Source organism: Variovorax sp. ZS18.2.2, assembly GCF_024701975.1.
GTDB lineage: Bacteria > Pseudomonadota > Gammaproteobacteria > Burkholderiales > Burkholderiaceae_C > Variovorax.
Map to the genome: position 1 here is coordinate 249,651 of NZ_JANLNM010000008.1, position 13,239 is coordinate 262,889.

The 13,239-nt window shown below is 68.6% G+C and carries 9 protein-coding genes; 2 read left to right on the top strand and 7 right to left on the bottom strand.

Annotation, left to right across the window (positions count from 1 at the left end):
* Positions 1 to 33 precede the first annotated feature (33 nt).
* Positions 34 to 726: a site-2 protease family protein gene (locus NU688_RS26690; protein WP_257863886.1), complete on the top strand. Its 693-nt coding sequence runs from the start codon at positions 34 to 36 to the stop codon at positions 724 to 726.
* 262 nt (positions 727 to 988) lie between these two features.
* On the opposite strand, the gene NU688_RS26695 is transcribed toward NU688_RS26690, so the two are convergent.
* The 6 genes from NU688_RS26695 to NU688_RS26720 form a co-directional block, all read right to left on the bottom strand.
* Positions 989 to 1,735 carry a 1-acyl-sn-glycerol-3-phosphate acyltransferase gene (locus tag NU688_RS26695; RefSeq protein WP_257863887.1) on the bottom strand — a complete coding sequence of 249 codons (747 nt, stop codon included), beginning with the start codon at positions 1,733 to 1,735 and terminating at the stop codon, positions 989 to 991.
* A 20-nt stretch (positions 1,736 to 1,755) separates the two neighbouring features.
* A complete protein-coding gene (locus NU688_RS26700; protein WP_257863888.1) occupies positions 1,756 to 3,039 on the bottom strand; it encodes a dihydroorotase in 1,284 nt (427 codons plus the stop codon).
* Positions 3,040 to 3,178: 139 nt separating this feature from the next.
* A complete protein-coding gene (locus NU688_RS26705) occupies positions 3,179 to 4,141 on the bottom strand; it encodes an aspartate carbamoyltransferase catalytic subunit (protein WP_257863889.1) in 963 nt (320 codons plus the stop codon).
* Positions 4,141 to 4,638 carry a bifunctional pyr operon transcriptional regulator/uracil phosphoribosyltransferase PyrR gene (gene pyrR / locus NU688_RS26710; protein WP_257863890.1) on the bottom strand — a complete coding sequence of 166 codons (498 nt, stop codon included), beginning with the start codon at positions 4,636 to 4,638 and terminating at the stop codon, positions 4,141 to 4,143. The genes NU688_RS26705 and pyrR overlap by 1 nt, the downstream gene beginning before the upstream one ends.
* Complete coding sequence (gene ruvX / locus NU688_RS26715; RefSeq protein ID WP_374684690.1) at positions 4,635 to 5,090, bottom strand: Holliday junction resolvase RuvX; 456 nt, start codon at positions 5,088 to 5,090, stop codon at positions 4,635 to 4,637. The genes pyrR and ruvX overlap by 4 nt, the downstream gene beginning before the upstream one ends.
* Positions 5,087 to 5,686 (bottom strand): YqgE/AlgH family protein, encoded by a 600-nt coding sequence (locus tag NU688_RS26720; protein ID WP_257863892.1) that lies wholly within the window; start codon positions 5,684 to 5,686, stop codon positions 5,087 to 5,089. Before NU688_RS26720 ends, ruvX begins: the two co-directional genes overlap by 4 nt.
* On the opposite strand from NU688_RS26720, the gene NU688_RS26725 reads away from it, so the two are divergent.
* Positions 5,687 to 7,186, top strand: a complete 1,500-nt coding sequence (locus NU688_RS26725) for a deoxyribodipyrimidine photo-lyase (protein WP_257863893.1) — start codon at positions 5,687 to 5,689, stop codon at positions 7,184 to 7,186. It begins immediately after the preceding gene.
* A gap of 44 nt (positions 7,187 to 7,230) precedes the next feature.
* On the opposite strand, the gene NU688_RS26730 is transcribed toward NU688_RS26725, so the two are convergent.
* The gene (locus tag NU688_RS26730; protein WP_257863894.1) at positions 7,231 to 13,230 is read right to left on the bottom strand and encodes an Hpt domain-containing protein; all 6,000 of its coding nucleotides are present in this window, start codon (positions 13,228 to 13,230) and stop codon (positions 7,231 to 7,233) included.
* Positions 13,231 to 13,239: the final 9 nt, after the last annotated feature.

Consider the following 13,239-nt stretch of genomic DNA (forward strand, 5'->3'; position numbering starts at 1 on the left):
TCCGTCGCGAGGGCCCGCTACCATCCGTGGGCCATGCTCATCGCACTGAAGTTCATTGCTGCCATCGCCCTGCTCGCGGCACTCCATGTCTCTGTCATGGCCGCCCTCGGCCGCTTGCTGGGCATTGCAGTGCGGCAGGTTTCGCTGGGCTTCGGGCCGGCGCTGTTTTCTTTCGGCATCTTCCAGCTCCGCGCGTTGCCGTTCGGCGGCTCCGTCATCTTCAAGGACACGCGGTCCGAAGACACGACCGACGAGGCACCCGTCGAGCACGGCCATGTCCATGACGCCTTCGACCACAAGCCGCGGGCGGTGCAGGTGCTCCTGCCGCTGGCAGGCGCCGCCTCGCTCGCGCTGGTTGCGCTGCTCCTGCATCCCGGCTCGGCATTGGCCAGCATCGGCCATGGCTTCGTGCAGATCGTGGCCGGCGGGTTCTCGCCGCTCGGCACTGCGCAGGGGTTGATCGAAGGCGCTCGTGCCTTCGCCACGCAGCAGGGCTTCGTGCCTCTCCTTGGAATGGTCGCCGCCAAGCTCGCCGCGCTGAACCTGCTCCCCCTGCCTGCGATGAACGGCGGCCAGGCGCTTCTCGCGCTGTTGAAGCGCGACTCCCACGAAGAGGACCCTTCGTCGCTGCTGCAGAGGCTCACAGAATGGGGCCTGTGGCTCTGTGTGGCGCTGGCCCTGTCCTGGCTGGTGGCGATCGGCTTCTTCGTCGTGCAGGGCTTGTAGGCACGCGCCCACGCGCAAGGTTTGCCTTCTCCCGCAAGCACCGGCCGAACGCGCGGCCAATGTAGAGGCCTACTCAGCACAAGGAGACCTCGATCATGAAAAGCATCATCCTCTGGCTCTGCGGTGTGCCGCTGATCGTGATCATCGGCCTGAAGGTCTTCGGCATTCTCTGAAGCCGCCGCCAGATTCCCGCTTCCTCCTCACGGCGCATCCGTGCGTCGTTCAAGCGCCCTTCGCGGGGCGCTTTTTTTTGGAGGACGCGTCAGTGCGTCTCGCGGCGCAGCTGCTGCACGTCTTCATGCAGCGCAAGCGCCCAGGCACGGCGCTCGCGGTCGTGCGATTGCTGCGGCTCGCCGAAGCGCACGATGGCCAGCAACGGCGGCGCGCGCAGGGTGTTCCAGAGCGAGACGAGCAGGTTGTCGTCGTCGATGTAGCGCGGGGCCTGGCTGGTCTCGCCGGTGGCGGCATCGGCAAAGCGCAGCGCTGCCGGAACCACCGGTGCACCCGAAGAAATGGCCGCCTGCAGCAGGTTGGCGTGGAACGGCAGCAGCCCGCGGCCGTCGCTCGTGGTGCCTTCGGGGAACACGCCGATCAGGTCGCCGTCGCGCAGCGCCTCGGTCATGTGGTGCACCACGCGCAGTGCATCGCGGCGGCGTTCGCGCTCGATATAAAGCGAGCCGGCGCCGCCGGACAACGTGCCGATCAGCGGCCAGTTGCTGACGATGGACTTCGACACGAAGCGCACGTGGCGCGCCGCGTGAATGGTGGTGATGTCGAGCCACGAGATGTGGTTGCAGATCAGCAGCACCGGCCCTTCCGGTGGCGGCGTGCCCTGCACCTTGAGTGTGATGCCCATGATCTCGAGCATGCGCCCGGACCAGGCCTGCACGCGCGCATTGCGCTCGACCTGCGAGAGATTCGGAAAGGTGGTGCGGATCGTCCACCAGCCGCCGAATGCATGCCCCACCGCGCGCAGCAACCGCCAGCAGGCCTTCAGGGAATGAACCATGGCGCGCGGTGTTCCTTTTTTTAGCCGTGCACGACGCGGCCGGCGACCAGCGTATGGCGCGCACGCCCCTGCACCGGATAGCCGGCGAACGGCGTGTGCTTGCCCTGGCTCTTGAGCGCATCGGGCTCGACCTGCCATTCGATCGTCGGATCGACGACGCAGAGGTCGGCCACGCCGCCTTCGACGAGGCGACCGATGCCGGTGCCCGCGTCGGCCGTGGCCAGCAGACGCGCCGGCGCGGAGGTGATGACCTCGATGGCCCGCGCGATGCCCGCGCCGCTGCGCTCGCCCCACTGCAGCGCGAGCGGCAGCAGCAGTTCGAGGCCGGTCGCGCCGGGTTCGGCTTCGGCAAAGGGCAGCGTCTTGGCGTCGGCCTCGACCGGCGTGTGGTCGGACACCAGCGCATCGATGGTGCCGTCGGCCAGGCCGGCCGAGAGCGCATCGCGGTCGCCCTGCTGGCGCAGCGGCGGGTTCAGGCGCGCGCGGCTGTCGAAGTAGCCGATGTCGGTGTCCGCCAGGTGCAGCGAGTTGATGCTGACGTCGCAAGTGAGCGGCAGCCCCAGCGCCTTGGCCGCGCGCACCAGCGCCACGCCCGCGGCGCTGGAGATGCGGCACAGGTGCACGCGCGCGCCGGTGCTCTTCATGAGCTCGACGATGGTGAAGATGGCAATGGTCTCGGCCGACACGGGCACGCCCGAGAGGCCGAGGCGCGTGGCGAGCGGGCCGCTGGCGGCCACGCCCTTGCCGAGGTCGCGGTCCTGCGGGCGCAGCCACACGGTGTAGCCAAAGGTGCTGGCGTAGAGCAGCGCGCGCTGCAGCACCTGGGTGTCGGCGAGTGGCACGTCGGCCTGGCTGAAACCGATGCAGCCGGCTTCGGTGAGCTCGGCCATCTCGGTGAGCACGCCGCCGGCGAGGTTGCGCGTGAGCGCTCCGAGCGGAAAGAGGCGCGCGCACTGCAGCTTCTCTGCGCGGAACTTGAGCATCTCGACCAGGCCGGGCTCGTCGAGCACGGGGTCGGTGTCGGGCGGGCACACGAGGCTGGTCACGCCACCCGCGATGGCCGCGGCCATTTCGCTTTCGAGCATGCCTTCGTGCTCGTAGCCCGGCTCGCGCAGGCGCGCGGCGAGGTCGACGAGGCCGGGGGCGACGATGCAGCCCGTGGCGTCGATGGTGCGGTCGGCCTTGAAGCCGGCCGGGGTGTTGCCGATGCCGGCGATCTTGCCATCGGCGATGGCGATGTCGGTCTTCTTGTCGGTGCCCGAGGCGGGGTCGATGACGCGGCCGTTGGTGATAAGGATGTTCATGCGTCTGTACTTCCGGTGGCCGTCAGGGCCTTTTCGGGGAACACCGTGGAACCGGCTTCGCCGGGCCACTGGTGTTGCCCCCGGTAGGGGGTTGGCGAAGCGACACGAAGTGCGCGAAGACTGGGGGCGAGCAACATGTCTATGCTTCGTTCCCTGCCACGATGCTCATCACGGCCATGCGGACCGCGATGCCGAAGGTGACCTGCGGGAGGATCACGCTCTGCTTGCCGTCGACCACCGCGGAGTCGATTTCGACACCTCGATTGATGGGCCCCGGGTGCATCACGATCGCGTCCGGCTTGGCCAGTTGCAGCTTCTCCGGCGTGAGCCCGTAGGTCTTGAAGAACTCCTGCGAAGAAGGCAGCAACGCGCCGCTCATGCGTTCGCTCTGCAGGCGCAGCATGATGATCACGTCGCAGTCCTTGATGCCTTCTTCGAGCGTGTGGCACACGCGCACGCCCATGCCGGCCATGTCGTCGGGCACAAGGGTCTTGGGGCCGACCACGCGCACTTCGGCGCAGCCGAGCGTGGTGAGCGCGTGGATGTCGGAGCGCGCCACGCGCGAGTGCAGCACGTCGCCGACGATCGCGACCGTGAGGTTCGAAAAGTCTTTCTTGTAGTGGCGGATCGTGTACATGTCGAGCAGCCCCTGCGTGGGGTGCGCGTGGCGGCCGTCGCCGGCATTCACCACATGCACATGCGGCGCGACGTGCTGCGCGATCAGGTAGGGCGCGCCCGACTCGCTGTGGCGCACCACGAACAGGTCGGCGGCCATGGCGCTCAGGTTGGCGATGGTGTCCAGCAGCGATTCGCCCTTGGTGGCCGAGGAGCGCGCGATGTCCAGGTTGATGACGTCGGCCGACAGGCGCTTGGCCGCGATCTCGAAGGTGGTGCGGGTGCGGGTGCTGTTCTCGAAGAACAGGTTGAACACGCTCTTGCCGCGCAGCAGCGGCACCTTCTTCACCTCGCGGTCGCTCACGCTCGTGAAGTTGGCAGCGGTGTCCAGGATGTGCGTGACGATGTCCTTGGGCAGCCCCTCGATCGACAGCAGATGGATGAGCTCGCCGTTCTTGTTGAGCTGCGGATTTCGCTTGTAGAGCATTACTTGCTTTCCTCCACCTTGAGGCTGAACGAGCCGTCGTCGGCGCGGGCGAGGGCCAGGAGTTGCGTGTTGGGCAGCGTGAGTTTCGCGGCCGCGAAATCGGCGGCCACCGGCAGCTCGCGCCCGCCGCGATCGACCAGCACGGCGAGCCGCACGCAGGCCGGGCGGCCGAAGTCGAACAGCTCGTTGAGCACCGCGCGGATGGTGCGGCCGGTGTAGAGCACGTCGTCCAGCAGCAGCACGTCGGTGCCGTTCACGTCGAAGGGCAGCGAGGTCTGCGCGCTGGCCGAGAGGCCGCGGCGCGCGAAGTCGTCGCGGTGCATGGCCGACGAAATCACGCCGGGCGCGCCGGCCAGGCCCAGGTCTTTCTGCAGCCGCTCGACCAGCCAGGCGCCGCCGGAGGTGATGCCGACCAGTTTGGTTTCGGGGCGCAGCAGCGCCCGCGCGCCGGCGAGCAGCCCTGTGTAGAGCGCTTCGGCATCGGGTATTGAACTCACGGGAGACTCCTCAAAAATTGCTCCAGGATGATGCAGGCGGAGGCTGCGTCGGCGTCTCTGGCGCCGGAAGACAGCGCTTCGGTTGTGCTGTAGCGCTCGTCGACCTCGAACACCTGCAGGTTGAAACGGCCGCGCAGCTGGCGCGCGAACTTCTGCGCGCGGCGGGTGTTCTCGTGCGGGGCGCCGTCGGGGTGGTAAGGCACGCCGATCACCAGCGCGTCGGGCTGCCATTCCTTGATGCGCGCCTCGACCTGCGCGAAGCGGGCATCGCCCTCGGCCTTGATGGTGGCCTGCGGTGTGGCTGTTTGGAGCAGCCGGTTGCCGCTGGCCACGCCGGTGCGCTTCAGGCCGAAATCGAAGGCCAGGAAGGTCTGGAAATGGGACGGGACGGGAACGGGAACAGAAGAATTGGCGGGAGCAGGAGCTGGAGCGTCTGGCATGACGGCGCTCATGCGTGTCCAGCGTCTGGGGAGAGCTTCCAGGCTTCCAGGCCCAGCAGCAGCAGCGCCCTGTCGTAGCGCTGCTCGACCGGGGTGTCGAAGATCACGGCCGGGTCGGCGCTCACGGTGAGCCAGCTGTTCTCGGCCAGTTCGGACTCCAGCTGGCCCTCGCCCCAGGCCGAATAGCCCAGCGAGACCAGCACCTTGCGGGGGCCGGCGCCGGTGGCCAGGGCCTCCAGTACGTCCTTGGAGGTGGTCATCTCCAGCCCGCCGGGGATGGTCATGGTCGAGGCGTAGACCGATTCCTCGGGCTTCTCGGCATGGGCGAAGACCGGCTCGTGCAGCACGAAGCCGCGCTCGGTCTGCACCGGGCCGCCCTGGAAAACGGGGGCTTCGCCCAGCTCGGGGCGGGACAGGTGGAGCTCGATCTTCTCGAACAGCACCTTCAGGTTGATGTCGCTGGGTTTGTTGATCACCAGGCCGAGCGCACCGCGCTCGCTGTGTTCGCAGAGGTACACGACGCTGCGGTTGAAAGTTTTGTCTTCCATCCCGGGCATCGCTATCAAAAAGTGATGCGTGAGGTTCATCGGGGCAGAATCGGCGGCCATATGCCACCCATTTTACTGGCCGTCGACAAGACCTATCCCAAGGGGCTCATGTGGTTCCGCCGAGACCTCCGGGTGGACGACAACGCAGCGCTCTATCGGGCCCTGCGGGCCTGCCGCCAGGTGGTCTGCGTTTTCGTGTTCGACAAGGCGATCCTGGAGGGGCTGCCCACCGCCGACCGGCGGGTCGAATTCATCCGCGAATCGCTGCTGGAGCTCCAGGCGGAACTGGGCGCGCTGAGCGGCGGGCTGATCGTGCGGCACGCCCACGCGGTGCAGGAAATTCCCGCGCTCGCGAGCGACCTTGGCGTGCAGGCCGTGTTCGCCAACCGCGACGACGAACCCGATGCGCTGGAGCGCGATGCCCGGGTGCTCGGCGCGCTGGCCAACGCGGGCATCGCCTTCCACACCTACAAGGACTCGACCGTCTTCGACCGCGACGAGGTGATGACCAAGACCGGCCAGCCCTACACGGTGTTCACGCCCTACAAGCGGGCCTGGCTCGCGAAGGTGGATTCGTTCTTCCTGAAGCCCTACCCGGTGCGCGGCCACGCCGATGCGCTGGTCCCGCCGCCGCAGGCCTACCGGGAGCCGATGCCGTCGCTGGGCGAACTCGGCTTCGAGAAGACCAACCTCGGGACACTGGAGATCCCGACCGGCTCGCTCGGTGCCGGCGTGCTGTTCGAGGATTTCTTCGAGCGCATCGACCGCTACGACGAAGCGCGCAACTTTCCCGCGGTGCGCGGCCCCAGCTACATGGGCGTTCACCTGCGCTTTGGCACGGTGTCGATTCGCCAGGTGGCGAGCGTGGCGCACCAGCTCTCGCTGCAGGGCAATGCGGGCGCGGCGACATGGCTGAGCGAGCTGATCTGGCGCGACTTCTACTTCCAGATCCTCACGCACTTCCCGCACGTCCACAAAGACGGCGAATCGAAGAGCTTTCGCCCCGAGTACGACAAGATCCAGTGGCACCACGGCAAGCATGCCGACCAGCTCTTCGATGCCTGGTGCGAGGGCCGCACCGGCTACCCGCTGGTCGATGCGGCCATGCTGCAGATCAACCAGAGCGGCTACATGCACAACCGCCTGCGCATGGTGGTGGCGAGCTTTCTGTGCAAGGACCTGGGGCTGGACTGGCGCCGGGGCGAGCGCTACTTCGCGCTGCACCTGAACGACTTCGAGCTGGCCTCCAACAACGGCGGCTGGCAGTGGGCGAGCTCCAGCGGCTGCGATGCGCAGCCCTACTTCCGCATCTTCAATCCGGTGACGCAGAGCGAGCGCTTCGACCCCGAGGGCAAGTTCATCCGCCGCTACCTGCCGCAGCTCGCGGGTCTGTCGAACGCGGCGATCCATGCGCCGTGGATGGCGTCGCCGGTGGAGCTGGAGGCCGCGGGCATCCAGCTCGGCGAGACCTATCCGCATCCCGTGGTGGACCATGCCGAGGCGCGCGAGAAGACGCTGCAGCGCTACGGCGTGGCGCGGGCCAAGGCGCTGCAGAAATAGAAAAGGCCCCGAAGGGCCTTTCTTTGGATGAGCGCCGGAGCGCGTCAAGCTGCAGCTGCCAGCGTCGGCTCCGTGGTGTACGCACGCACCAGGCGCAGCAGTTCCTCTTCCGAGTACGGCTTGCCCAGGTAGTGGTTCACGCCCAGCGTGCGCGCGTAGTCGCGGTGCTTCTCGGCGATGCGCGAGGTGATCATGATGATCGGCAGCTCGGCCAGTGCGGCATCGGCGCGGATGTTGCGGGCCAGGTCGAAGCCGTCCATGCGCGGCATCTCGATGTCCGACAGCACCACCGACGGACGCTCCTGCTGCAGCCGTTCGAGCGCCTGCAGGCCGTCGGCCGCGAGCGACACGCGATAGCCTTCGCGCTGCAGCAGGCGCTGCGTGACGCGGCGCACGGTGATGGAGTCGTCCACCACCAGCACCAGCGGCACCTGCGGCGCCACCGGGGCCAGCACCGGCATCAGCACCTGGGGTGCGTCCTGGTCGGCCGTGTCCGAAGCGACATGCGCCGGCACCACGAGCGCGGCGGCCTGGCGCTGGCGCGCCTGTTCGCCGTGCACTGCCGCGAGCGCCACCGGGTTGTAGATCAGCGCCACCGCGCCCGAGGCCAGCACCGAGATGCCGGCCAGACCGGGCAGACGCGCGAGCTGCGGGCCGAGGTTCTTGACCACGACTTCCTGGTTGCCCAGCACTTCGTCCACGTGCAGCGCGACGCGCTGTGCCGCGCTTCGCACGATCACGAGGGTGTTGTTCTTGGCACCGGCATGCCCGCTGCGGGCCGAGGCCTGCAACAGTGCGCCGGCCCAATAGAACGGCACCTGTTCGCTGCCGAACGGATGGCTGTTGTGCAGGTAGGCCGCTTCCAGGTCGGTACCGGCCACGCGTTGCACCAGCTCCACCAGATTCGACGGCACGCCGATCGACACCTCGCCGGCGCGCAGCATCACCACGTGCGTCACGGCGGTGGTCAGCGGCAGCACCAGCTTGAAGGTGGTGCCCTGGCCGGCCGTGCTGTGCGTTTCGATGCGGCCGCCGAGCGCCGAGATCTGCGCGCGCACCACGTCCATGCCGATGCCGCGTCCGGACAGCTCGGAGACTTGTCCGGCCGTCGAGAAGCCGGGCTTGAAGATCAGTTCGGTGGCTTCTTCGGGCGTGAGTTCCTTGTCGTCGGCCAGCAGGCCGAGGGCGCGGGCGCGCTCGGCGATGCGCTTCTGGTCGAGGCCGGCGCCGTCATCGCGGAAGCTCACCGAGACGTCGTTGCCTTCGTGGTGCAGGTCGATGACGATGAGGCCGCTGGCCTCCTTGCCGGCCTTCTCGCGCGCCGCCGAATCCTCGATGCCGTGCGCCACGCAGTTGCGCAGCAGATGCTCGAAGGCGGGCGTCATCCGGTCGAGCACGCCACGGTCCATTTCGATGGAGCCGCCGACGATGTCCAGGCGCACCTGCTTGCCGGTGTCCTTCGACGCCTGGCGCACCACGCGGTAGAGGCGGTCGGAAATGCCTTCGAACTCCACCATGCGCGTGCGCAGCAGGCCGCGCTGCAGTTCTCGGGTCTGGCGGGCCTGGACGCTCAGGTCGTCTTCCGTCGCCTGCACCGTCTTTTGCAGCGTGCGCTGCACGGTGGCCACGTCGTTCACCGACTCGGCCATCATGCGGGTGAGTTCCTGCACGCGGGTGAAGCGGTCGAACTCGAGCGGGTCGAAGCTCTGCTGCGAGTCCTTGGCTTGCGCCAGGCGCGACTGCATCTGGCTTTCGGCCTGCACTTCGATGTCGCGCAGCTGCTGGCGCAGGCGGTCCAGGTTGCCCGTGAGGTCGGAGAGCGATCCGCGCAGCTGGCCGAGTTCGGCTTCGAGGCGCGAGCGCGTGATGATGACCTCGCCGGTCTGCGCGACCAGGCGGTCGAGCAGCTGGGTGCGGATGCGCACGGCCTGGCCCGATGCGGCGCGCAGCGGCGCGAGCAAGGCGGGCGCCGGACGCGGCTGCAGCATCGTGACGGCCGGGCCGGCAGCTTCTTCCGACGCATCGGCGATTGGAGCGGCTTCTTCGTCGTTCGCCGGCACGCCGACGTCGGCTGCCGCAACCTGGGCGACGGAAACCGCCGGCACGGGCGCAGTGACCGCGGCCACGAGCTGGGCCATTTCGACCTGCGTGGCATCGTCGGCCGCGCGCAGCGCGTCGAAGGTGGCTTGCAGGGCGTCCAGGCGGGTCAACAGCTTCTCGATGTCGGCCCGCTCCGCGCCCTGGGAGCCCAGGACTTCGATCTCGGACTCCATGCGGTGCGCGCGTTCGCCCAGGCGCATGGCGCCGGCCAGGCGCGCGCTGCCCTTGAGCGTGTGCAGCGTGCGCAGCACCGAGGCGCGCGGCGCGCTGTCGTCGGGATGGTGCGACCACTGGCGAAGCGCTTCGCCCAGCTGGGGCAGCAGGTCGGCGGCCTCTTCCTCGAAGATCGGGAACAGGTCGGCGTCGACCGCGTCGGCCAGGTCGATGGCGTCTTCGGAATCGTCCAGCGCCACGTCGGCCATGCCGTCGCTGGTGGACACGATCTGCTGGAACGGCCGGACTTCGCTGCGCACGGCGGCTTCGAGCGGCATGGGTGCCGCCGCGATGTCGCGCAGCGCCTGGAGCGTGCCTTCGGCCGGATCGCGCAGGAACCCCACAGCGAACTGGTGCAGCAGGCGGCGCAGCTCGTCGGCCGCGGCGACCAGCACCACGCCCTGTTCACGCGAGCCGCTGCCCTGCATCTGCAGATGCTGCAGCGCCGATTCGAGCAGGCGCGCCATGCCCGAAAGGCTATGGAAGCCCACGGTGGCGGAGCTGCCGGCCAGCGAATGCGCAAGGGCAATGGTCGAGTCGGGCAGGCGTTCGTGCGATTCGAGCGCCCATTCGCCGACGTCGGTGGCCAGTTGCCTGGACCATTCGTCGGCTTCGTTGAGGTACACGTTGTAGAGCGCGATGCCGATGCGCAGCGGACCGATTACCTTGACCTGGTCTTCGGCGCTGGAGGAGGTGGAGAGTTCTTCTTCCACAACTTCCACGGCTTCCACCGCTTCCGTCACTTCGATGACTTCCACCGTCTCGACGGCCTCGTGTGCGGCAACAGGCGCCGGCGTCTCTTCTTCGGCCACGATGGCCGGCAGCTCGACGGGGGCGGCGACCGCGGCCACGGGTTCGGGCTCCGGTTGCGCCTCGAGGGTCAGTTCCAACTCGGGCAGCGCCTCCAGCGGAGGCAGGGCCATGTCGTTGGCCTTGGGCTCGTTCGCCGGCACGGGCAGCGGATTCAGGTCCCAGGCGAAGTCGGGCAGGCTGGTGGCGGTCGGCACGGTCGCCTCGATGCCCGCTTCGGGCTCGATCTGCGCAGCGGCCGGCTCGGCGGGCGCCGGCGTCTTCGTGGGCGCCAGGAAGTCGAAGTCATCTCCGGTGGGCAGCGCCTCCAGCGGTGCGGGCGACGTGGGCTGCTTCGTCTCGAAATCGATGAAGTCGGTGGACGTGAAGTCGTCGTCCACGTCCGCGGAGACGGGCTTCTGCGGCTCCTCGAGCACGGGCAGGTCGAGGAGCGGTTCGGGCGCGACATGCACCGGGAGGTCCGGCAGGAACGACAGGTCGGGCAGCGGCGGCAGCTCGGGCTCGGCGGCAATGTGGCGGGCGGCCACGGCCAGTTGCTCGGCGTCGGCCATGCGCACCGGCGGCGGCACGGGCTCGCCGGCCATCAGCGCATCGGCCACGCGGCTGAACGGGCCTGCTTGCCAGGTGTGCAATTCGCCCGAGGCGATGGCTTCGACCCACTGGCCGAAGTCGCGCAGCGTGCGCTCGGTGGCCGACAGCATCTCCGGCGTGGCGGGACGCTGGTCGGCCAGCCAGGTGTTGAGCACCTGCTCGAGCGACCAGGCGGCATCGCCGAAGTCGGTGAGGCCGACCATGCGCGAGCTGCCTTTGAGCGTGTGGAACGCGCGGCGCAGGATGGTGAGTTCTTCGATGTCGTCCGGGTGGCCGCCCAGTTCGGTGATGGCGGCCAGGCCGTTGTGCACCACCTCGCGGGCTTCGTCCAGGAAGATGTTCTGGAGGTCGTCTTCTTCCAGCTCGGTGACCTCGGTGTCGGGCAGCGCGCCCGGTCCGGTGATCTTGGAGGTCCAGCTCGCGGCCTTGCGGCTGAATTCCTCGAGTGGCGTCGGCTTGGTCTTTTTGGCGGGCGTGGCGAGCGCGGCGAGCTTCGAGGCGATCTGGGCGTCGACTTCCTCGATGCTGAGCACGGGTTCGGCCACGGGCGCCGCGACTTCGCCTTCGTGGCTGTCGGCCGCCTGGCGGCCCATGAGCGGCTTGAGTTCGCCGGCTTCGGCGTCGAACACGAACAGGCGCTTGGCCAGCGCGGGCTGGTAGCCCAGCATGTCGATCAGGAAGCCCAGCGCGCCCAGGTTGTTGCCCAGCGCGTCGAAGCCTGCCATTTCCTCGGCGGGCGAGGTGCTGACCAGCATGGCCTCGACGTCATCGCGCATGCGCTGCACGGTGAGCGCGGCCTGGTCGAGGCCAAGCACGGAGAACACGCCGCGCATCTGCATGAGCTGCGTCGGCACGGTGCGCAGCAGGCCCTTTTCGGCGGGGCGGCGGAAGTACTGGTCGAGCGACTTCTCGAGTTCGCTCAGGTGGCTGCGCAGTTCGTCGACCACGGTGCCCATGGTCTGGCGGTCGCTCACGCGGCGGTACAGGTCTTCCATCCACGGCTCGAGCGGCTCGGAATGGCCGCCCGCGCGCACGCGTTCGATGCGGCCCGCGAGCTGCAGCGTGCGGGAGGTGAGCTGCGGATCGCTCGGATCGAGGTCTTCGAGCGCGGCTTCCAGATACAGCACGGAGGTGGCGACTTCCATCGCCAGTTCGGTGTCGGGCGACTGGCCCGACTTCACGGAAGCCTCGACGGCATGTGACAGCGCCTGGACCATCGGCAGGCTCGGCGGATGCAGCTTCTGCAGCGATTCGCCCAGCTGCGCGAAGGTGTCGGCCACCTGGCGCGTGCGGGTGATGTCGCCGCCCGAGAGCGCCGACCACATTTCCTTGGCGGTCTCGATGCGCTTGCGGGCCTGCGTGAGCACCAGCGGATCGAAGCGGCCGAACTGCTCGACGGTGTAGTCGATGTGCTGCTCGTGGGCCACGCCCCAGGCGCTGCGCACGGTGCGCAGCGTGGCGGCCTCGTCGCGGGCGGTGGGCACGGCCTGCGCACAGAAGAACAGAAGGTCCTGGCCGAGACGGTCGGACACCAGGCTGTCGCCGCGCGCCAGCGTGGCGTACTGCAGCAGCACGCGCGTGGCGGCGCGCTTCACATACGCGTCGGCGGGAATCAGGCCGAGCGACAGGGCTTCGAAGAAGCCCGCGGCCAGCGTCCAGAAACTGGCGACGCGGGGCAGCAGCGCACCGCGCCCGAGCCCCAGGCACAGGCCCTGCAGGCGCTGGGCGGCCTGCATGTCGCCGGCCTTGACCAGTTGCAGCACCTCGCGGTCGAGCCGCGAGCGGACGGACGGGTCATAGGCGATGGCGGCCTGCGTGAGCGCGGGCTTGATCTCGACCCAGCGCCAGGCAGTGCTCCAGAGATCGGCCGGATGGACGCGCTCGTTGCCGACCAGTTCCAGCACATCGCGGTATTGGGGAAAGAGCGCAACCGACGACACGGGCTTGCCGGCCAGCAGCGCGCTGAGGAAATCGGTGACGGCGAAGCCGGCGCGCTCGATCTTGAGCACGGCGCTGTCGGTGCAGCGCTGCGGTTCGGCAATGAAGCCCTGCACCGCGAATTCGATGGCGCCGAGCACCAGCGCAGGCGAGGAATGCCCCACCATCTGCAGCGCGCCGACGGCCTGGTGCAGTTGCTGGCGGGCCATCTGCAGCGGGCCGCTCTCGGGCTCCGTTGCACCGCCCACGTCGCGCACGAAGCGCCGCAACGACTTGCCCACACCGTCGAGGGATTTCTGGATTTCTCCCAGCACCCAGGCCAACGGCCCGAGGTCTTCGGTGGCCGGCAGGTTGCCGGCGATGGGGGCCGTGGCAGGGGTTTGAATCGACACGTGGTTGCT

Coding starts and splice junctions, on each gene's coding strand:
- NU688_RS26690 (WP_257863886.1), top strand. CDS start 34: ATGCTCATCGCACTGAAGTTCATTGCTGCCATCGCCCTGCTCGCGGCA.
- NU688_RS26695 (WP_257863887.1), bottom strand. CDS start 1,735: ATGGTTCATTCCCTGAAGGCCTGCTGGCGGTTGCTGCGCGCGGTGGGG.
- NU688_RS26700 (WP_257863888.1), bottom strand. CDS start 3,039: ATGAACATCCTTATCACCAACGGCCGCGTCATCGACCCCGCCTCGGGC.
- NU688_RS26705 (WP_257863889.1), bottom strand. CDS start 4,141: ATGCTCTACAAGCGAAATCCGCAGCTCAACAAGAACGGCGAGCTCATC.
- ruvX (WP_374684690.1), bottom strand. CDS start 5,090: ATGAGCGCCGTCATGCCAGACGCTCCAGCTCCTGCTCCCGCCAATTCT.
- NU688_RS26720 (WP_257863892.1), bottom strand. CDS start 5,686: ATGGCCGCCGATTCTGCCCCGATGAACCTCACGCATCACTTTTTGATA.
- NU688_RS26725 (WP_257863893.1), top strand. CDS start 5,687: ATGCCACCCATTTTACTGGCCGTCGACAAGACCTATCCCAAGGGGCTC.